At 50.7% G+C, this 21,190-nt stretch carries 15 protein-coding genes; 9 read left to right on the plus strand and 6 right to left on the minus strand.

Annotated features, from left to right (window positions below):
* Nucleotides 1-229 precede the first annotated feature (229 nt).
* Nucleotides 230-2,731, plus strand: a complete 2,502-nt coding sequence (locus tag AT705_RS08935) for a S8 family serine peptidase (protein WP_058796325.1) — start codon at nt 230-232, stop codon at nt 2,729-2,731.
* Between the two features lie 176 nt (nt 2,732-2,907).
* Here AT705_RS08935 and gloA2 read toward each other — a convergent pair whose 3' ends face one another.
* The 4 genes from gloA2 to AT705_RS08955 form a co-directional block, all read right to left on the minus strand.
* Nucleotides 2,908-3,327 (minus strand): SMU1112c/YaeR family gloxylase I-like metalloprotein, encoded by a 420-nt coding sequence (gloA2, locus tag AT705_RS08940; protein ID WP_058796326.1) that lies wholly within the window; start codon nt 3,325-3,327, stop codon nt 2,908-2,910.
* Between the two features lie 73 nt (nt 3,328-3,400).
* Entirely contained in the window at nt 3,401-5,911 is a 2,511-nt protein-coding gene (locus AT705_RS08945) for an ABC transporter permease (protein WP_058796327.1), read from the minus strand.
* A 26-nt stretch (nt 5,912-5,937) separates the two neighbouring features.
* Complete coding sequence (locus tag AT705_RS08950) at nt 5,938-6,669, minus strand: ABC transporter ATP-binding protein (protein ID WP_058796328.1); 732 nt, start codon at nt 6,667-6,669, stop codon at nt 5,938-5,940.
* Between the two features lie 25 nt (nt 6,670-6,694).
* Nucleotides 6,695-7,972, minus strand: coding sequence for an HlyD family secretion protein (locus tag AT705_RS08955; RefSeq protein ID WP_058796329.1), 1,278 nt, complete (start codon nt 7,970-7,972; stop codon nt 6,695-6,697).
* Between the two features lie 175 nt (nt 7,973-8,147).
* Here AT705_RS08955 and AT705_RS08960 point away from each other — a divergent pair, with 175 nt between their 5' ends.
* The 7 genes from AT705_RS08960 (at nt 8,148) to AT705_RS08995 (ending at nt 16,524) form a co-directional block, all read left to right on the plus strand.
* On the plus strand, nt 8,148-8,837 hold the full coding sequence (locus AT705_RS08960) for a response regulator transcription factor (protein WP_058796330.1): 690 nt from the start codon (nt 8,148-8,150) through the stop codon (nt 8,835-8,837).
* Nucleotides 8,838-8,847: 10 nt separating this feature from the next.
* On the plus strand, nt 8,848-10,695 hold the full coding sequence (locus AT705_RS08965; protein ID WP_058796331.1) for a sensor histidine kinase: 1,848 nt from the start codon (nt 8,848-8,850) through the stop codon (nt 10,693-10,695).
* 330 nt (nt 10,696-11,025) lie between these two features.
* Nucleotides 11,026-11,745, plus strand: a complete 720-nt coding sequence (locus tag AT705_RS08970) for a winged helix-turn-helix domain-containing protein (RefSeq protein ID WP_058797952.1) — start codon at nt 11,026-11,028, stop codon at nt 11,743-11,745.
* Entirely contained in the window at nt 11,745-13,013 is a 1,269-nt protein-coding gene (locus tag AT705_RS08975; protein WP_058796332.1) for an ATP-binding protein, read from the plus strand. Before AT705_RS08970 ends, AT705_RS08975 begins: the two co-directional genes overlap by 1 nt.
* Before the next feature lie 349 nt (nt 13,014-13,362).
* Nucleotides 13,363-13,815, plus strand: coding sequence for a hypothetical protein (locus AT705_RS08980; protein WP_058796333.1), 453 nt, complete (start codon nt 13,363-13,365; stop codon nt 13,813-13,815).
* A gap of 459 nt (nt 13,816-14,274) precedes the next feature.
* The gene (locus tag AT705_RS08990) at nt 14,275-15,699 is read left to right on the plus strand and encodes an esterase/lipase family protein (protein WP_058796335.1); all 1,425 of its coding nucleotides are present in this window, start codon (nt 14,275-14,277) and stop codon (nt 15,697-15,699) included.
* A gap of 405 nt (nt 15,700-16,104) precedes the next feature.
* Nucleotides 16,105-16,524: a hypothetical protein gene (locus tag AT705_RS08995; RefSeq protein WP_058796336.1), complete on the plus strand. Its 420-nt coding sequence runs from the start codon at nt 16,105-16,107 to the stop codon at nt 16,522-16,524.
* 417 nt (nt 16,525-16,941) lie between these two features.
* Here the strand turns inward: AT705_RS08995 and AT705_RS09000 are convergent, their stop codons facing one another.
* Nucleotides 16,942-18,273 carry a sensor histidine kinase gene (locus AT705_RS09000; RefSeq protein ID WP_058796337.1) on the minus strand — a complete coding sequence of 444 codons (1,332 nt, stop codon included), beginning with the start codon at nt 18,271-18,273 and terminating at the stop codon, nt 16,942-16,944.
* Nucleotides 18,274-18,282: 9 nt separating this feature from the next.
* The gene (locus tag AT705_RS09005; RefSeq protein ID WP_058796338.1) at nt 18,283-19,683 is read right to left on the minus strand and encodes a sigma-54-dependent transcriptional regulator; all 1,401 of its coding nucleotides are present in this window, start codon (nt 19,681-19,683) and stop codon (nt 18,283-18,285) included.
* A gap of 233 nt (nt 19,684-19,916) precedes the next feature.
* Here AT705_RS09005 and AT705_RS09010 point away from each other — a divergent pair, with 233 nt between their 5' ends.
* Entirely contained in the window at nt 19,917-21,164 is a 1,248-nt protein-coding gene (locus AT705_RS09010) for an efflux RND transporter periplasmic adaptor subunit (RefSeq protein ID WP_058796339.1), read from the plus strand.
* Nucleotides 21,165-21,190 lie beyond the last annotated feature (26 nt).

The following is a 21,190-nucleotide window of genomic DNA, read 5'->3' on the forward strand; positions in this document are numbered from 1 at the left end:
TAATGCTGAACAAAAATCATCCAAACTACAAAAAAGTTGGATTTTAACGACGTAAACTCATTTTAAAATTGCATCCCTAATTCAGGCTGTTTTAGCGTGACCTGAGTTGCCAAACCGAGTTATCAACCGCCAGCCCGAAGGCCTGGCGGATCACACATCATGCCACTTAGTCGAGCACACACCATGGCCTCATGGTCAATAACTCAACTAAATATATCTAGGACAAATGATGAAATTAAAACTTTCTGCCTTAACATTGGCATTACTGCCAGTTTTCAGTGGCGCAGCACAAGCTGCAGTACAAATCACAGCGACAGAAAAAACCAATGACAACAGCGTGATGGTGGTTTTCAAACAGGATGCGTCCAGTGCACTGAGAGCACAAGCCCGTAACCTGGTGAAAGCCCGTATCTCAGACAACAATGCCGATGAAATCGATGATCGTTACAAGCACGTTCTGGCAGGCCGCCTGGCGAACTTCAAGCTGGATGGGATCAGCAGCAAAGAAGCCATTGCTAAGCTGGCGAAGCACCCTGCGGTAGAGTACGTTGAGCCTGATTATCAAGTGAAAGCGCTGGGCATTCCGGATGATGCACGCTTCGACGAGCTTTGGGGCCTGCACAACACAGGTCAAACTGGCGGCGTAGAAGATGCCGACATCGATGCGCCTGAAGCCTGGGATATCAGCATTGGTTCACGTGACGTGATCGTTGGGGTTATCGACACAGGGGTTGACTATACGCACCCGGATTTGGCGGCGAACATGTGGCAAAACCCAGGTGAAATCCCTGGAGACGGTATTGATAACGACAACAACGGCTACATTGATGACATTTACGGTGTTAACGCCATCACAGGCTCTGGTGACCCAATGGATGATCAGGGCCATGGTACACACGTATCAGGTACCATAGGCGCAACGGGTAACGATGCCACCGGCGTCGTCGGCGTAAACCAGGAAGTCTCAATCGTCGGCTGTAAGTTCCTCAACTCTTCGGGCAGTGGGTCAACCTCAGATGCCATCGAATGTATCGATTACATGGTATCGCTGAAGCAAGCGGGCCATAACGTCCGCGTACTGAACAACAGCTGGGGGGGTGGCGGTTTCAGCCAGACACTGGCCGATGCCATTACCGCCAGTGAAAATGCGGATATCCTGTTTGTCGCGGCAGCCGGTAACGGTGCTGTTGATAATGACAGCAATCCACATTACCCATCAAGCTATGAGCATGACAGCGTTTTCTCAATTGCTTCAACCACAGACAACGACACTATGTCATCGTTCTCACAGTGGGGCCTGGCTTCTGTAGACATGGGTGCTCCTGGTAGCGCCATTCTGTCGACTGTACCGGGCGGCGGTTACAGCAGCTTCTCAGGTACCTCAATGGCGACACCCCATGTTGCTGGTGTTGCAGCATTGGTATTGTCTATTGACCCAACACTGGACGCGATTTCTCTGAAAAACCTGCTAATGCAAAGCGGTGATGCAAATGCAGCACTGGATGGCAAAACGGTCGCTGGTACACGCCTGAACGCACACCAGGCACTGATCGATGCGGATCCGGCACCAGGCTTCAGAATGGGTGTCACGCCAGGTGGCCAGGAGATCACCGCAGGTGAAACTGCCAGCTATGAATTCAGCTTCACTTCGGTAGCTGACTGGCAGGGCGACATTGCTCTAACGCTGGACAGCCCACTGCCTGGTGCCGTGTTATCACAAAGCACCGTCACTCCGGGTAACACAGTGACACTGACAGTGCCTACCACTGCAGATACTCAGTGGGGCAACTACAGCTTCACCGTTAACGCTACCTCTGGCGATTTGGCAGACAGCAAGTCCGTTAACTTATCTGTGTTACCGCAAGGTCTGAGCGATTTCAGCTATGACAATACAACTGCGGTAGACATTCCTGACAACGACGCCACAGGCATCAGTTCAGTCATCACGGTTGCTGACGACATCACCATTTTCGACAGCAACACGCTGGTGGATATCACTCACACTTATATTGGCGATCTGTTGGTAACCCTGACTTCTCCAGCAGGTACTTCAGTGACACTACACAACCGTGCAGGTGGTAGCGCCGATAACCTGGTTGAGACCTTCAATTCTGGCGCCTTCAATGGTGAAGCAGCACGCGGTGACTGGACGTTGAATGTATCGGATAACGCTGGTGTGGATACCGGTACACTGAACAGCTGGACGCTGACATTGACCGGCCTGGGTGAAGTGTCTGCACAGCCACCTGTGGCAGGTTTCAGTTTTGAGAAAAGTGGCCTGAGCGTTGCCTTTACTGACAGCAGTACCGATGCCAACAATGACATCGTCAGCTGGCAGTGGGATTTCGGTGATGGTAACAGCAGCGCTGATGCGAACCCAACTCATATCTACACTGCGTCAGGCACTTACTCTGCCACCCTCACCGTCACTGACAGTGAAGGCAACAGCAACAGCACCACACAGGAAGTCACTGTCAGCTCAGATGATATTGCGCTGGAAGTCGTGCGTACTAATAAGTCACGCCTGGGCTTCTATCGGGTATCACTCTCCTGGTCTGGCAGCAGCGCTGAGCAGGTAGATGTTTACCGCGATGGTACGCTACTACGCACAGTCAATAACTCAGGTCAGTTCCGAGATTTCGGTCGTGACCCGGCAATCAGCGGCTTCACTTACAAGATCTGTCAGTCAAGTGATATCTGCTCAAACGAAGTAAGTGTACGTTTCGAGTAACCTCGTTCGAGTAATCTTGTTTGATTAATCAAATCCAGATTTAGTAACGATCAAGGCCGCATTAAACTGCGGCCTTTTTTATGCTCATAAGATGCGCTATCAGATCCAGCAACATCAAAGCGATTAAACGTAATCAAACGAAGTAATATAAGAAAACACTAACACTGACGATATCCTCATTCGAGGGCGTTAACCTCTCCTGGCACCTCATAAAGCTCGAGCGGTAGCCCATCCGGGTCAGCAAAAAAGCAAAATCGTTTTTGAGTATATGGGTCAAGGCGAATGGGCTCACAACTCACCCCTTGCTCTACGAGTACATGGCGCGCCGCCTCAATGTCAGTGACGGACAAAGCAAGATGACGCAGCCCCAGTGCTTCAGGGTAACTCGGCCGTGCTGGAGCCGAGGCAAAGTGAAATAGTTCAATCTGGGTGCCGTCAGGCAATGACAAATCCAGTTTAAAGCTCTCACGCCCGGGTTGATAGTTCTCAGCAATGACCCGACACCCTATCACATCAGTATAAAATGCTTTTGATACGGCATAGTCTGAACAAATAATCGCAACATGGTGAACACGCTGAATGTAACTGGCAAGCATAAGTTTTTATTACGAAAAGAGTAAAACCGTACTGTGCCGTATCCAGTCAGACATGTCCACCTGCCGCGGCCCACTAACTCTGCCTGAGTGCCTCAGCGGGGGGCACCTGAAGCTGCCGGGAAACCGGCAGCAAGGTCGCCAGCAGCACCAACATCACGATAAACCCAGGTATCCCGAGCAACGCCCAGACATAGCTATTCGGGTCAATATTCATGGCCCCGGCAAGCTGCGCGCTTAGCCACAATGCCGCGCCTATTCCCAGCGTTAAGCCCACTGCCAGCTGCCACAGTGCCTGCCTGACAAACAAAAGTACGACTTGCCCTTCCGGTACGCCGAGCGCACGGCGCGTGGCAATTTCCTGGCTACGCAAAGCAATACTGTTGGCTGCCATCGCATAAATGCCACTGGCCGCTAAAAACAACGCCACCAGCCCGCCAACCAAAAATATCTGATTGAGTGATGCCATCAGCAACAGTGGCTGTTTAATAAGGCTTTGATAACTCTGAATGTCGTGTACCGTGGCATCGGCATCCAGATCAACAATGGCCTGGCGCAGTGCGGCAATGGCCTGTGATTGCTCACCACGGTAATGCATCACAAGGTTCATTCTCCAGGGCCGTAAATCCATCAGCCCATAGCCAGTATGCCGGGCACTGGTTGCATCCATTGTCGGACCATGAACACTGTCAGACACCACGCCCACAATGGTGCGCCATTCGGTATGCCAGCCTTCACCATTGAGTGTTCGCACGCGCTGACCCAGTGCATTCCCCTCAGGAAACAACTCTCGTGCCATGGCGGCGTTAATAATCACCACAGACCCCTGCTCACGCAGCTCGCGGCTATCAACAGCCAGGTCGCTCAGATTAAAATCACGACCTTCAAGCAACTGCATACCCACAGTACGCCAGGCATCCCGGCTGACCAGCTCAAAATTCCACATTGGGTTGTCACTGAATACCGCTTCCGCCCGCCCCTGAATTTCAAAGTGAGAGGTCCCGCCTCCGGTGCCCGGCAGACTGCTAAAATACGCCACACTGTTAATCTGAGGAAGTTGCTCTAACTTTGCTTTGAGTCCATAGTAAAAATCATTGCGCTTTTTTCTTGCCTCAGGTGCGCCGCCATTCCAGCGATAGCTGCCCCAGGCCAGACGTACCGATGCCGTTAAGCGATGTTCAGTTTGCACACCATAATCGGCCTGTTGCGCCGCCAGGCTGCTACCCAATAACATGGCAGCAATGGCCAACACCACACAAGATAAGGCAATCTCAGCAACTACCAGCGCCTGATTAACCCGTCCCGCTCGTTTGCTCACCGCACCGCGCGTACCATCACGCAATATGCCATTAATATCCCCCTGCAAAGCACGCCACGCAGGGATCAGCCCGGTGATCACTATCATCACCACCACAGCGAGTATCAGCATCCAGACTCCGTCCGATGAAATACTGAGGGTCCACCAGAAAGGCCGTGCGCCACTCATGGCAAAAATCTCATCAAAGGCCAGATTGGTCAGGACAATCCCCCAGTGCGCCAACCCCAATGCCAGCAGACCACCCAGGCAGCAGATCAGAGTGCTTTCCCACAACATCTGTAACACCAGGCGATGCTGTGGCACGCCAAGTGCCACCCGAATTGCCACATCCCGGATCTGTTCATTGACCCGGGCCAGCAACAGGTTGCCCACATTGATACAGGTCAGCATTAAAATCAGCACTACCACCAGGATCATCGCCACTAAAATCGTGTAATGTTGATACAATACATCAACGCTGAGCTTGAACGGGATCGCCTGGAGATATCCCCCAGCCACATCTGAACGCCAAGCAAATTCCTGCGGTAAGGCCTGAAGTTGACGCTGTAACAGCGTGGCCAATTCGTGCTGGAACTGCGCCAAAGTCACTTCGGGCTTCAGTCGGGCAATCGCCTGCAAAGCGCCCCGGTTTGATGGATTAGCCGGCTCAAGGCGAGTCTGCGTCATGATTTGCCATACCTGTGCCCGAGTTGGAAAAGCAAACCCGGGTGGCATCACACCGATCACCTGCTTGGGGATCGCTTCTACCTGGATCATCCGGCCTATGATAGTTTCATCGCCGTCAAACACCCGCTGCCAGATATCATGACTCAACACCACCACAGATTGCGCGCCATCTTGCTGATCTGACGGACTAAAGCTACGGCCGAGCAGAGGCTGCACACCGGCGACTTCAAACAGATTCCATTGCGCATAGGTGAGGTGTACTTTATGGGAGATGGCTTCGTTGCCCTGCCTGCCTACAGTGCGCACAGCCGACTCATACAGACTCATATTCTGTAATAATATGCTGTCGGCCTGGACTTGATTGAGATGATAGGGATCAACCCGCTGACGCGCCCCATGGGCGGCTTTAAACTCACCGGCAATCGCAACCAGGGGCGTATCCTGGCCTAGCGTCAGTGGCTTAAAGACCAGTTGCTGCATCAGAGTAAAGGTATATAAAGTCAGGGCCAGGCCCACGGTCACAATCGCCGTGGTGGTCAGAGTGAATAACGGCTTTTTAAGCAGCAGCCGGGCTGCATATCGAATATCTATCCAGGCAGACATAAAGCATTCCTCTCAGCAAGGGCAATTCAAACCGCAATGGCAGTACGCGCTTTGGCCGGGCTGTCAGACACGATGGCACCATCCTTCATTTCAATGATCCGCCCGGTACGCAACGCCGACGACATATCATGCGTCACCATACAAATGGTTGCGCCATTGTGATTAAGCGTGTCGAGCAGCGTCATCACGATCCGGGCATTGTTAGAGTCCAGGTTACCTGTGGGTTCATCGGCCAAAATAATGGCTGGCTGGCCTGCAATAGCACGGGCAATGGCAACACGCTGCTGTTGTCCTCCGGACAGCTGAGCTGGATAATGGCTGGCTCGATGGCTCATTTCGACCTGCTCCAGCGCCGCCGCAACCCGCTCATGCTGCTCTGCGCGACTGAGATCCGCACGATAACTCAGCGGCAGGGCAACATTGTCAGCCACACTTAACTCACTGATTAAATTGAACGCCTGAAAAATAAAGCCGATTTCCTTATTACGGATGCGGGCTCGCTCATGCTTATCGATCTGGGCGGTATTGTGTCCGGCCAGCCAGTATGTGCCATTGCTCGCTGTATCCAACAGACCCAGTTGGGCCAGCAAAGTCGATTTACCACACCCGGACGGACCGGTAATGGCTAGGTATTCGCCTTTTGAAATGGTGAGATTGATGTTGTTCAGTGCCCAGGTTTCGACATCATCACTGACAAATATCTTATTTAACTGACTTAACTCCACCAGGCGGTCGCTGCTGTGTTGTTGATGTGACATTGTGTGTACTCCGTTAAAAATGTGACTACTGCAAGGAAGAAAATGACTGCTTGAAACGTACTTCGGCATGTTGCCAGTGTGAGGTATCAGAGAGGATCACCCGCTCGCCCTCAGCGGCGCCATGCTCAATCTCAATGTACTGACTGGACATGTGGCCAAATGTCAGCGGTCGGCGAAGAGCCTGCTCTCCAGAGTTCGCCAATAAGTAGAAGCTGGCCTGACTAAAGCCACTGGCCATAACCGGCCGCTTCACAAACAGGGTGTCCTCAATCGTTGCGATTTCAATCACCCCGTCGACACTCAGTGCCGGGCGCACTTCTTTTGGCAACTCCCCGCTGAGCGACACTTCCACCAACACCGCACTGTCGCTAACCACAGGATCAATACGCTGCACCATCCCTGTGATCTGACTGGCACGGGTATCCAGAGTCACCGCCTGGCCGAGCTGCACATCCTTTATCTGGCTTTCAGGAATGCGTAACTCGGCAAAGAACTGATCATTTCTGGCCAACATCGCCAGGTTACTGCCCGCCGCGATCTGCTGTCCCGGCTCCAGCGGCATGGCCTGCACTATGCTGTCCATTGTCGCAACCACAGTCAGACCAGTGACCTGCTGCTCAATCCGCGCGACCCGTTTGCGCAGGCTGTTAAGCCTCGCATCACCGGCACGCTGTTGTGCTGCCAGATTTTCACGTCGCTTTTGCAGCCTTTGCTGTTCCAGCGCAAAACGCTGGCGGTACTGAGCAACATTGATCTTGACCTCTTCAAAATCAATCTTAGACACCGCCACTATCCCCTGCGCCAGCAGCTGCTCCTGCGCAGCCAGCGTCAGCTGAGCGCGCTCCAGACTGAGTTTTTCGTCTACGACGGCAATTTCCTGGTCCAGTACAGTCGACTCCAGCGCAACCTGTTCGGCGTGAATTTGTGCTTCTAATGCCTGTAGCTCCCACCGTGCCTGTGCCAGCGCTTCTTCCAATTCGGGATTGCTCAGTTGCAGTAATACATCGCCCTGTTTCACCTCAGCGCCGGCTTTTTTAAACACTTGTTCGACTCGACCATCGACCGGCGTTGTGATCCAACGGATCTGCGCCGGCACCAGGACGCCACTGCCACGCACCGTTACTTTTAACTCACCCCGACGCACCGTATCGATCAACAAGGGGGCTTTATCTACCAGATTGGACGCGCTAGTATGGTGGTTAAAAAACAGGGTCAGACTGCTCACAACAATCAATCCCATCACGCTCATAACTTTGGCTTTGCGACTTAATAACGGGCTTTTATTGGTTCTCACTATGTCCATGATGCTTCCTCCAGCAGGCTATGAGACCTACTTTAGAGTGCGGGAGAGGGAGCAAACAGGCTGACTATGTAAAAGAAAACAGCACAGGTTTTACAAAAGTTTACGTGCACTTTCGCGGCGGGCCCGCTAGCTTTACGCTAAACTGGCCAGCGCAAAACAGGGAAATAATAACAACATGAAACCTACCCTACTGATCGTAGAAGATGAGCCAGCCATCTTACGTGGCCTGACCGACCTGTTTGTTTTTCATGGCTATGAAGTCGACAGTGAAATGGACGGTGAGCAAGGCCTTAAGCGTGCCCAACAGGGCGATTACGCCTGCATTTTATTAGACGTCATGCTGCCATCGATGAACGGCTTTGCGGTCTGTGAAGCACTCAGACAAAGCGCACCGACTCAGCCCATTATGATGCTCACCGCCAAAAGCACCGAGCAGGACATAATCAATGGTCTGAGCCTGGGTGCCGATGATTATGTGGCCAAACCCTTTTCAACCTCGGAACTGGTATTGCGCGTCAACGCGCTGGTACGTCGCTCGGGCTGGCACCAGCATGACGAAGAGCTGATTTTGAGCCAAGACGTCTGTGTCAACCCACAAACACTGACCGGCACATCTTACCAACAGAGCGTTAAATACACGCGCCGTGAGGTCAGCTTATTGAGTTACCTGCTGCGTCAGAATAAGCCCGTCAGCCGTGATGAACTATTACACCAGGTTTGGGGCTACAAAACAGTGGGAGACATAGATACGCGTACCGTGGATATTCATATCGCCAAACTGCGAAAAAAAATAGAGCAGGACCCAAAATCTCCGCGCCACCTGGTCACCCATCGCGGTGAAGGTTATCAACTCTATACCCAGTAACGGCATCACCATGTGGTTCAAAAACAAACACCTTATGACCTATGCACAACGCAAACAGCAGCTGCGTTTGCAGGCCGGTGCCTTCTTATTATGCCTGTTAATTCCGCTTAGTATTTTGCTCTACTTTGGCTTTGCACAACTTAAAAAAAACCAGCTGAACGAGTATCAGGAGCAGGCCCGTAGCCTGATATCACAAATTGACCGCCAGATGTTTAAGCGCCGCCTGCTGTCCAGTTCACTGCCTGTCGAGGCATTTGATTATTATCAGTCTGTGTATAACCCACTCACTGAAGAAACCCTGCAGATCCCTTCTGTCTTGTCACATCTGGATCCGGCCAGGCCAACGGCCACCCGGCCAATTCAGGGACTGGTCGGTTATTTTCAGTTTGATGCGCAAGGCCGGTTCAACAGCCCCATCTGGCCAGAGCCACTGTCTGCCGAAGACCTCACGAAGCCCACATCAGAACAACAAAAAACCTCTGTCGAGCTGCAGCAACGCTACGACCGGGCGAAGTTCATTTACCAGACGCTGGCCAAATCCACCGCGCTCCAAACTAAGCTGGCGACCGGGCTGAGCAAGGAAAATGGCTTGTATCAGATCTGGTTTGATGTGCCCGGCTACTTTATCTTCTATCGACTGCCTAAAGTCGGAGCAGAACGTAAGTTACAAGGTTATCTGGTCAAGCGTGACCCCTATTTACTCAGTCTTGTTGGCGAATATCTGAGCCAAAGTCAGTTTGATACCCCGGTTTTGCTCACGCTAGATGCGGATAGATCAAACAGCTCCAACAAATTGTATAACGCAATGACCGCACAGCCAGAGCAACTGTATTTCTTACGGCCTCATGCCCAGCCAAATGTACACAGGCTGGCAGAGGCCGACATTCCCGCAGAGCTGAGAGCACAGCCCGTGTATAGCAGTGCCCTGCGCTGGCCATTTAACAATTACACACTGCACCTTACCACACATACCTTGCCCATGAGTTCGACCCTATTTTACAGCGCGCTGTTTGCCTTGTTGCTCGTTCTCACGATTTTGGGTGCCTGTTACGGATTTTACCGGCTGAGTGTCAGGCAGCTTGCGCTGGCTGAGCAAAGAATGAACTTTGTGTCTTCGGTCAGCCATGAGCTCAAAACACCACTTACCGCCATCCGCATGTATGCCGAAATGCTGCGTGCTGGTACTGTGGTTTCCGCCGATGCACAGCAGGATTATTATGGCTTTATTCACAGTGAAAGCGAGCGTCTGAGCCGCCTGATTGACAATATTCTGTTGCTGACCCGGCTGAATCAGGAAGATCACACTGGCCTGCCTCAGGTTAAACCAGACTATGCTCCAGTGGCCATGCTGGCCGATATCATTCGCTCCAAGACCTCTACCCTTCTGGAAAAACAAGACTTCCATCTGAATATGGTGATTGAAGCGCCGCTATCAGAGGAGCTTGAGGTTTTAGTGGATCAGGATGCCTTTGCCCAGGTGGTGATAAACATTGTTGAAAACACCGTCAAATTCTTTCGTGCCGAGGGCATCAGTGATCCCGCGCGCAGACAACTCGATATTACCTTTCGACGTGCAGCGCAAAGAGACGACAAACTAATCCTGGAGATCCGTGATTACGGTCCAGGCGTGTCGCAACAGCAATGCGATAAGCTATTTGAGTTGTTTTATCGCGGTGGGGATGAGCTAACCCGCACAACCCAGGGCACGGGAATAGGGTTGGCCCTGGTCGCTCAGTTGGTCAAAGCACAGCAAGGTCAGATAACGGCTCACCAGATGACGCCGGGGCTCGCTTTAAGATTGACCTTACATACCCGACATATTGACCATACGATGTCCGAGCCGGTGAACCGGAAATAAATATGCAGTGTGTATAGTGGCCCGAAATGGCGATTGGTCAGGGTGGACATATATCCCTAAATTCTATACAACCTGCGCTACACTTTGATACATTTTGGTGGTGATTGTTACGGTTTTGCCCTCCGTCACTCGTTAAACTGTTGGTACCCAATGTGGCCACAAGAATAATAACAATGAATAAGGTTATGATACGCCCCCAGGTAAGTTGCCCGCTACTTGCAAAGATGAGTCAGGCACTCATGCCTGCAAAGACCAGGCACGGACCTGCTCAGCTGTTTCCGGGATCTGCAACAAAAATAAAAACATACGCGTAGGATGGCGAATGCTCTGATGACGACTACACCGAATACACACCTGCTACTGGTTGAAGATGACCAGGAGCTGGCCCACTGGATCTGTGACTATCTGGCGGAAAAATCTTTTAAAGTCAGTTTGTGCCACCGTGGCGATGACGCCCCACAGCAGATCCTGAGCCTGAACCCGGACCTGGTGATCCTCGATGGCATGCTACCCGGTCTGGATGGGCTGGACGTCTGTAAGCAAGTCAGGCCCCTGTACCCTGGGCCTATCCTGATGCTGACGGCACGAGATGAAGATATGGACGAAGTGCTGGGACTGGAAATGGGCGCCGATGACTATCTCACCAAGCCGGTGCGAGCACGGGTATTGCTCGCGCGGATCCGTGCGCTCCTGCGCCGCCATAACCCAACCAGTGTTGAACCGGATCCCCCTGGCAATACAGAGAGTATCGAGATACAAGGCCTGTTAGTGGACAAAAGCGCCCGCACCGTGACCTTACAGGGCAGGTCCATTGACGTCTCGTCCAAAGAATTTGATTTACTCTGGCTGCTGGCAAAATCAGCCGGTGAGCTGGTTACCCGGGATTTCCTTACCCAGACTCTGCGTGGTTTTGAATACGATGGATTTGATCGCTCCATCGATCTGCGCATCTCACGGTTGCGCAAAAAACTCGGTGACAACCCGGTTGCGCCCTTTCGCATCAAAACGGTCTGGGGACAGGGCTATCAGTTGGTTCGGGAAGCCTGGTGATGCGTCATTTTGCCCTCTCACTCCTGCTGGCCATCGTGGTTATTTCCATCGCCACCAGCTGGCTGTTTGACCATCTCTATCAGACGTTCACACCTACTCAGCAGCAACACACGCCTCAGACGCAACTGGCGCAGCTGGCCCGGGACATACATGCGTTGGTTGCTGCCACAAATTCACCCCATACCTTGCTGTCAAACTGGCCTGCTCAGTCGCTCCTGCACCCTCAAATTGTCCCGGCATCAGCATTCCCGCTTCCGGCTGCGCTACAAACCAAATTACAAGCCAATGAACAGATCCAGCTGGAAACCGATCAACAAAGACTGTTTCTGCAACGTCTGCCAAACTCGACAGACTTGTTGGTCATCCGCAGCGATCAAGTCACGTCTCGCAGTGATCTGGCCTGGTGGCTGACGGGGCTGTTTTACACCGCAATGATGACGCTGATCCTGATCTGGCTGCAGCCCTTTCTACTGCGACTGCTCAAACTGCGTCGGGCAGCCCAGCATTTTGGTGAAGGCGACCTGTCACAACGCTTGCAGGTTGGATCCGTGATGTATTTGCGCGATCTGGAACGGGACTTTAACCACATGGCTGAACGCATTGAATATCTGGTGCAGGACGTCAAACTACTCAGTGGCGCCATGTCACATGAGCTGCGTACACCGCTGGCACGGATCCGCCTCGGAATGGATACCCTGGAAGAAACCACTGACCCCGACAAACGACGTCACTATGAAGCCAAGATCAACCGCGATCTGGATACCATGTCCGCGCTGATAGACCAGCTCTTAAGCTACGCAAGGATGGATCAAAGTATTGCAGAGCTGCAGCGTCGCCCGCTGGATCTTTGCCAACTGATCAAACAGGTATCAAGCACCTGGCACGACATGGATATAACGCTCAAGCTGGCTTTACCTGAACACGCCGTGCAGGTTACCGGAGATCCGTTTTACCTGACCACCTTGCTGAGTAACCTGCTGGAAAACGCCAGCAAATACGGAAACGGCCAGATTGTGGTCATGCTTAAGCACAGCCCTGGCTCCTGCACATTGGCAGTGCATGATGATGGTTCAGGCGTACCCACTACACAGCAAGCACATATTTTTAAGCCTTTTGTACGGGCGCATACAGACGACCATACGCGCCGTGGATTTGGCCTGGGCCTGGCACTTGCTCAACGGATTGCCGATTGGCATCAGGGCCAACTCGAGGTCAGTGATTCAACACGCCTGGGCGGCGCCTGTTTTACTTTGCAACTTCCGGTATAGCAACACATGCAACAACTGTCGTTCAGCGTTGCTCACGCGCCTTATATTGAGCTTCCAGTCTGAGACTTAAGGTACCTTAAGTCTCAGACTGGAAGAAGCTCAACCCAAACGCATGCACTCAATTGAAAAACAAGCCCCCACATTTATATACACTCTATTAATCATTTTTTGATACACTTCACAAATGAGTTTAATCGCTTGTTTGGGCACCACGTGCGGCATCAAAAGATCCAAATTAAAAACAAACGTCCTCATGAACAATACGCTTATACCGCTCAAACTCTCGATATGGATATATCACTAAATAGATAACTAGCATGCCCTCTACATAACTAAGGATAAAAATAAAATGACAAAAATAATCCATTTGGCACTGGGACTCATAACCCTGAGCTTTATCAACGTTGCACATGCCAAGCTCAGTGTAGGTGCAGGATACCCTTATGGTGGCTTGACTGGCATTCAGTACACCAGTGCAATCAATGACGATCATCTCGTGTCGATTTCCGCTGGCTTAATTGGCGCAGCCATGAGCTATGAGTACATCCTGGACAAGGATAATAAACATACGCTGGGCGTCATTGCCGGCAGTGAGGCTTTAACAAGTGAAAAAGGGTTTGTGGCACTTAATTACCACTACTATTCGCAAGGTGCGCTTCAGGAGGGCTGGACATTTGGAGCCAGTGTTGGGATCCGCCGCACCGATGAGCGGGAGTACCGTACGGACATACTCGATATCTTTGGCACCGAAAAAGTAGAGTCCAAAGCATTAATTGGCCTGCACTTAGGTTACCGCTTTTAATTTTTCGGACTTGTGGACCCCGGCTCCCCAGGGTTCACTCACCATTTCAACTCACTAAAAAGAACTTGTCTCTTTTTTTCAATGACTTTTTTGCATTATTTATTTTTATTTAAAATAAATAGTTACAAAAAATTAAATGAAAACATAGCTGCTTTTCGTAAACACGCCTGTCTGGCTCACCATTTTTTATTTCCCCATCACCGATTGAAGTAAAAATATTCACTAATTTATCAGTAAATAGCTGACTTTCTTCTACATAGATTGAGCAAGTGACGGCACGTTTGCACTCATCAGATGCAACCATATTTTATTTATAAAACCATGCGTACGCACAAACACATCATTTAACAAAAAGAAACAATGAAGAAACCACGAAAACCAAAGCATTGATCTTACGGTAACAAATAATTACATTACCTATTCCTAATACAGGACTATTAGAAAAAACAGGAAATACACATGAAAATAAAAACAATCACGATGGCACTCCTAGCCATCTCTGCAAGCTCTGCACTCGCTCAAAGCCAGGAAGTGGATGAATATGGTCTGACAATTGATTCATCACATACCATTTCCATGTTCAGCAAAGAAACTCAAAACGCCTCGACAGAACGTCTGACTACGCCGTTTAAATCTCTTTCTGCCCAGCGTATGTCGACTACCAGCAGCACAAACAGCACTTGGTATATCAACTCAACTGAGATGAACCGAGTTTGTGAATGGTGGGATGGAGAGCTTCCCCTTGGTATCGAACCAGAGCCCAATGAAGGTGCTTTGCTTGAGTCAGACACTCAGGAATTTGCGATTACACCACAGCGTACTTGCCGTCTTTGGACTGAATATCCAAGATACTCCTATGGCTATGCCGATGTATATATGGGTAATGACAACCGGCTCAATAAACCTGTTGTTGTTGTTCAGCCATATCACGTAGATATTTCGGGCTCTAGCTACACTAAGCAGGCTTTTTACAATGATGTAAACAGCGGTGGTCTGATGAGCAGCCTGAGAAGCGCAGGCTACGATGTCATTCTTTACCGTTACAGATATCAGGACAAAGGTATCGAATATAACGCCGATGGTGTTAAACGTTTGCTAGAAGTCATCAATAGTAAATCAGGTGTGTCTTCGACTTCTTTTGTTGGCTTGTCTATGGGCGGCGTTGTAACGCGCTTTGCATTACGTGAAATTGAAAAAACCGGTTCGCTCAATAATGTTGCGTCATTTATTTCCTTCGATGCACCACACCTGGGCGCTAACTTCCCACGCTCAATCCTGGACAATACCAATCGTCTACTTGATAAAGTCGATTCAAGTCTTTGTGGTTTAAGCGGTGACTGTCGTGAGGCACGTCGTCAGTTGGAAGCTATTACCGCTAAACTGAACACAAAAACCTTTAAAGAACTGATCATGGACACCCCTTCAGGTTCATCAGATCGCAGTGCTTTACTGTCAAAACTAGCCAGTTTAGGTCACGTACAAACAGTACCAACTCTGGCTATCACCAACGGAGCACAGAGCCGTACTCAGGGTGCACCTACTGCTATCATGACGTCACACTTTAAATTGCACCGTAAATGGTACAATGGCGGAAGCAAGTACTTTAAAGTCTACACCAAACCAAGTGTTGATAACGTTGCAGGTGGCTACGCCGACTTCTATCAGGTATTTTCTGACCTGATCGCTAACCAGTCACATCCAATCACACCTTATGTAACGATAGGCCAGAAGCATTCATTTGTATCAACTCGCTCAGCGTTGGCAGGCAGTGCAAATTACTGGGATGACGTCGCTGCTTATCCAAGTAACAACGAAGCACACATGACATTGACCTATACAAAAGCCAGAAAGATCCGTGAATGGCTAGATAGATATCAAAACTAATTAGCACTCAGTGCTAATAATAAGTTGCAAGTCAGGTATTCTGGCTTGCAACTCTTATAGTTTACCTGCAACGACTGACATTCAATATTGAACGTATCGCATATTTAACTTTGGTGTTCATTCCCAATCAAATTATCTCTTCTGCTAATGCTTCACGGGCGAGCCAGAAACGCCACCGACTTTAGCCGAGAGAGGCTTCCCCGACAAAGACAGTGTGTTGTAACTCGCGCCAATTAATTACTAAATAGCAACAGATAACAACCCACCTATTTATCGTCCACCCCGGTCGGGGAGGCGTCTACACTCCGCGCTACTGCTAAGATAACACCGTTGCTGCCGAACTAAACCAAAATCAAAATCGGCTGCGAATATTACTTAAAGAGCAATAAGCGGGAGGAATACAACATGAAATCACTCAAAGCGATCAGCATTGCACTTGCTAGTATATTGGCCTACTCAGCACCCGCCAGCGCCTACTGGACACAAATTTTGGTCTGCCCCAAAAAGAAGGTCACCGTAAACCATGTCGCCTACCACTGTACCTACAACGGCACATTGTTCAGCGCTGCTAATAATGGGGACAACACGCACGTTACCATCGGACGATACGTCTATGGCAAAAGCTGTGACGGCCAAATATTCGAGGGCAACTATTATCATAACGGGACGATATACACCGGATACTTATCGCTTGTCGGCATCACCGACGCCAGCTATACCGAAGTAAAATGGGTCGACGACCCGGCTAGCTGTTATCTCAAAGATGTCTGGGTCGATGACATGGATAAAGAGTGTATCCGCAATAACAATTGCCCGGGTGACTGATGATTGAAACGGTCAGCGTTTGCACGCATCGTCAAGCGGCATAATCCTGTGACTTTCACCCTATACGCCTACTCTGGGTGTGAATACTTGGCCTGACTTGAGCTCAGCCATCATGCTGCGACACGATGAATCAGAGGGTACTTTGCCCAGCACGGTGTCTTCTTATACCAATTTGCTTAATTAAGTGTTCTATTTTGAGGCGAGAAAAGAGGGTCGATAACAAAGCGAAAAATTTGCTATTTAGTTGCTCTAAATAGGAAATTTTTAACGCCGTTCGCGTCATATTTACTCCTTCAAATTGAACAAGTATTAAGTGAAATTGGTATTAACACCATGCAGTACCTGAGATTATGACCCCATGCCATGGTTGCCTGCCATGGCCTTCAAGCCAAAGCCAGCTGGCCTGGCTTTTTTCCTTTAGCCAAACACACAGCGAAAACAGGCCCCTTGTGGTTTTTGCAAATAGATAAGGTCGCCGCCATGACTAACCATGATCTGTCGCGACAGACTCAGGCCAATGCCCGATCCCTGCTGTTTAGTGGTGAAGAAAGGTACAAACATCATATCAACGACATGTGCTTCAACGCCCGGCCCATTATCACAGATCTCCACATACACCTGTTGTGCCTCATTTTGTGCCAGCGTCAAATGAATTACCGGATTGTCGATTTGCTGCGTGCCCTCTTGCTGCGCCTGCTCAATGGCCTGAACCGCATTGGTGAACAGGTTTATCAACACCTGTTCGATCTGTCCGGGATCCAGCATCACCAGCAGCTTGGTTGACACGCTCAGCTCACACTGTATCCCTGCCGCACTGAGCTGGTTTTTGTGTAAGGCCACTAACCGCTCCAACAAAGGCGCCAAAGAGGTGGGAGTCAGACTCGGGCGCGGCAAACTGCTGATCGTCCTGAAGCGGGCAATAAACGCCCCCAGATGCTCAGTGCGCGCAGCAAGTGTATTCAATGCCAGGATTAAATCGTCTTTATCGTCTTCATCATCAAAACACAGTGCATCGGGCAACAGCCCCCGACAAGACTGGGCGATCGACGACAAAGGTGTGATGGAGTTCGCCACTTCATGGGTCAACACCTGGGTCAGACGCTTATAGGCCTGTTGTTCTTTGCTATTCAGGGCAGTATGAATAGAGGTCAGGGTGATCACCTTGCGGATCTGGCCCTGAATTTGTGCAACGCTGACCTGAACCGACAAAGTATCCTGCTGCTCACCACGTAGCCAGGGGGCACTGGTTTTTAACTGCGTATCACAACTTTGAATTAACTCACCAATGTCAGCCAGCTCAGCCACACTGTTGACCGACCTCCCCAGCAGACGTGCCACCGCCGGATTGGACTCAATCACCTGGCCTTCGCTGTCACACACCAGCACTGCCAGCTCAATGTGCAGTAACAAAGCCTGAAAAAACTGTGCCTGTTGCTCAGCTTTGAACCGCGCAGCCTGCAAAGTATGACGGATCTCGTCATACTCGTGGTGCAGCGGATGACTGGGACTGAGTCGCAAAGAACTATCGCCATTCACCAGCGCCCGGATCACCGCCGTGCTTTGTCTTTGCTGCCGGGCAAACAAGGTGAATATCGCGCCACAGCATACGACGATAAGTAGCAAGACGAGTAACCAAGTAGCACTGAGCCCACTGTGAAGATACTGTCCGGTTGCAGCGCTGACCAGCACACACAAAAGGCCCAGTTGCAATCCAAGTAACCAGCGGGGGTGACGTTTCAGATAGGACATAGTTACTCCCTAAAGCCCATATTTTTCCAGTCGCCGGTACATGGCACCGCGCGTCAACCCCAGCGCTTTGGCAGCATGACTCACATTTCCCTGATAATGCTTAAGTGCTGCACGGATGGCCCGCTGCTCCAGTACTTCCAGATCGAACGTATCATAGCTACCACTACTGCCTTGTGTTGCCTCCACCAAGGGCGCTGTCACGCCAATCACAGACGTCACATCCAGCGTATCGCCATCCGATAAAATCACGGCCCGCTCAATCGCATGGGCCAGCTCGCGAACGTTACCGGGCCAGCCATATCCGCATAGCGAAGTCATATCTTGCTCGCTGATCTGCAATGCGCGTTTGTACCTGTGTGCAAAGTGCGCCAGATAATAATTCACCAGCAAAGGAATATCCTCGCTGCGCTCCCTCAGCGGAGGCAGACGGATTTCGACCGTATTGATACGGTACAACAGATCCTGCCTGAAGCGTCCTTCATTGACCGCTTGTTGCAGATTGTCATTAGTCGCGCAGATCAGGCGGATATCCACATCAAGCGGTTTGGTGCCCCCCACTGGGGTGATGCAACGATTCTGTAGCGCCGCCAGCAAGGTGGCCTGATGGTTTAAGGGCAAATTTCCCAGCTCATCAAGGAACAACGACCCGCCACTGGCCAGCTCAAACCGGCCTATTTTATCGGTTTTGGCATCGGTAAAAGCACCTTTTTTGTGGCCAAACAATTCGCTTTCAAACAGCCCATCAGAAATGGCGCCCATATCCAGGCTGATCATGGGTTGTGCAGCACGCAGACTGGCGCGGTGAATGGCGTGAGCGGCCAGCTCTTTGCCTGTACCGCTTTCACCGGTGATCAAAATATTGGCATCAGACTGAGCCGCTTTGTCTATGGTCGCAAACACCTGTTGCATGGCTGCACTTTGGCCCAAAAAGTCAAAGGCCGGACCCGTTGATGACTCACTGAGCGCCTGATTCAGTCCTTGTGTCTGGCGGGTCAGCTTACCCAACTGCTGCTTGTCTTTGGCGTGAGCAAACGCCGCCGCAACCGCCCCCAGTAACTGCTCGTTTTGCCAGGGCTTCGCAATAAAATCTGCCGCGCCGGCCTTGATGGCATCCACCGCCAGCTGAATGTCACCATAGGCGGTCATCAGCAATACCACGATGCTGGGGTCCTGCGTAATGATTTTCTTCAGCCAGTAAAAGCCTTCCTGACCACTGATAGCATCACGATTAAAGTTCATATCCAGCAGGATCACTTCAATGTTGTGAGCTTTAACCAGCTGTTCTATATCAAACGGATTGTCGGTGGTTTTGACCACCTGGTAGTGTTGTTTGAGCAGCAACCTCGCCGCGATCAGAATATCCGGATTATCGTCCACCACCAAAATGGCCCCGGGTTGTTTTGCGCTCACGATCTGTCCCTAATTTATTTTATTTGGCTTATTAGCTTAGCGTATTGCACGAGGATGTGTCCATTTATGGGCACTTGCGTGATGCCGACTGTTCTATTAGCGGACACCTGTGCCAGAATAACAAGCCAAATAAATTGGTAGTCCTTTGTATTTATTATACTTTCAAGGTTGGCACGCGGTTTGATTACTTTAGTTCATACACCCGAACCGCATCAGACAGCAGGAGTTGCACTATGGATAAGAAGATAGAACGCTCAGCACTTAACAAGCACCTTAAGACGGGCGTCGCGGTTAGCTTAATATTAGCAACCGCCCTTGCCTATGCCTTTACACAATCGAGCAGCACCGGACGCAGCCAAAATGTATCACTAAACAGCCTGACCATCAGTACCGTAACACAAGGCCAGTTTGTTGATGCCCTGAGTCTGCGTGGTCAGGTGGTGCCAAAAACCACCATTTACCTCGACACCGTCGCAGGCGGGCGGGTTGAAGAACGCCTGGTTGAACAAGGTGAGTATGTTGAACAAGGTCAGCCACTGGTGCGTCTGAGTAATACCAACCTGCAACTGGATGTCATGAGCCGTGAAGCGCAAGTCACCGAGCAGCTTAACTTTTTGCGTAACACCCAAATGAACATGGAAACCAGCCGCCTGAACCTGCGCCGCGATCTGCTGGAGATTGAACTGCAGATCAACCACCTGCAAAGGCGCTACACACAGTCGGCGCGACTGGCTAAAAAAGGCTTGCTGGCCCAGGACAAGCTGGATGAAATCAAAGATGATTTGGCCTACTACCAAGCCCGCAAGGAGCTGACTCTGGATCGCCAAAAACAGGAAAACACCATCCGTGAAGTCCAGGTTGCACAGCTCGAAGACAGCGCCGAGATGCTGCAAAAAAACCTGCAATTTGCCCGTCATAACCTCGATAACCTGCTGATCAAAGCACCAGTGTCTGGCTATCTGAGCGAGCTGGGCATTGAAATTGGCGAGTCCAAAGAGCGTGGCGCACGCCTGGGTCAAATAGACATACCGAATGAATACAAACTCACGGTCCGGCTGGATGAATTTTATCTGAACCAGGTGCACAGCGGCATGGCGGTACAAGTGTCACTGGGCAGCGAGCAAGTGACAGCACAGGTAAGTAAAATTGACAGCCGGGTCACCAATGCGCAATTTCAGGTAGAAGTGGCGCTGCCAGCCGGGCTGGATGGCATAAAACGCGGCCAGAACCTGGATGTGGCTCTGATGCTGGGCGACAGCAAAAATAATGCCCTGCTGGTCAAGCGAGGGGCTTTTTATACCAGCAGCGGAGGCAACTGGGTTTTCGTCGTAGCGGGCGATACCGCGATCCGTAAAAATATCGTGCTGGGCAAGAAAAATCGTGACTACTTTGAAGTAATAGACGGACTGGCACCGGGCGAACAGGTGATCACCTCCAGCTACAGCCAGTTTGATAAAGCACAGACATTGCAACTGAACTAAAACCAGAATAACAACAGCCTGAAGGA

The sequence above is a fragment of the Pseudoalteromonas rubra genome, from assembly GCF_001482385.1.
Classification (GTDB): domain Bacteria; phylum Pseudomonadota; class Gammaproteobacteria; order Enterobacterales; family Alteromonadaceae; genus Pseudoalteromonas; species Pseudoalteromonas ardens.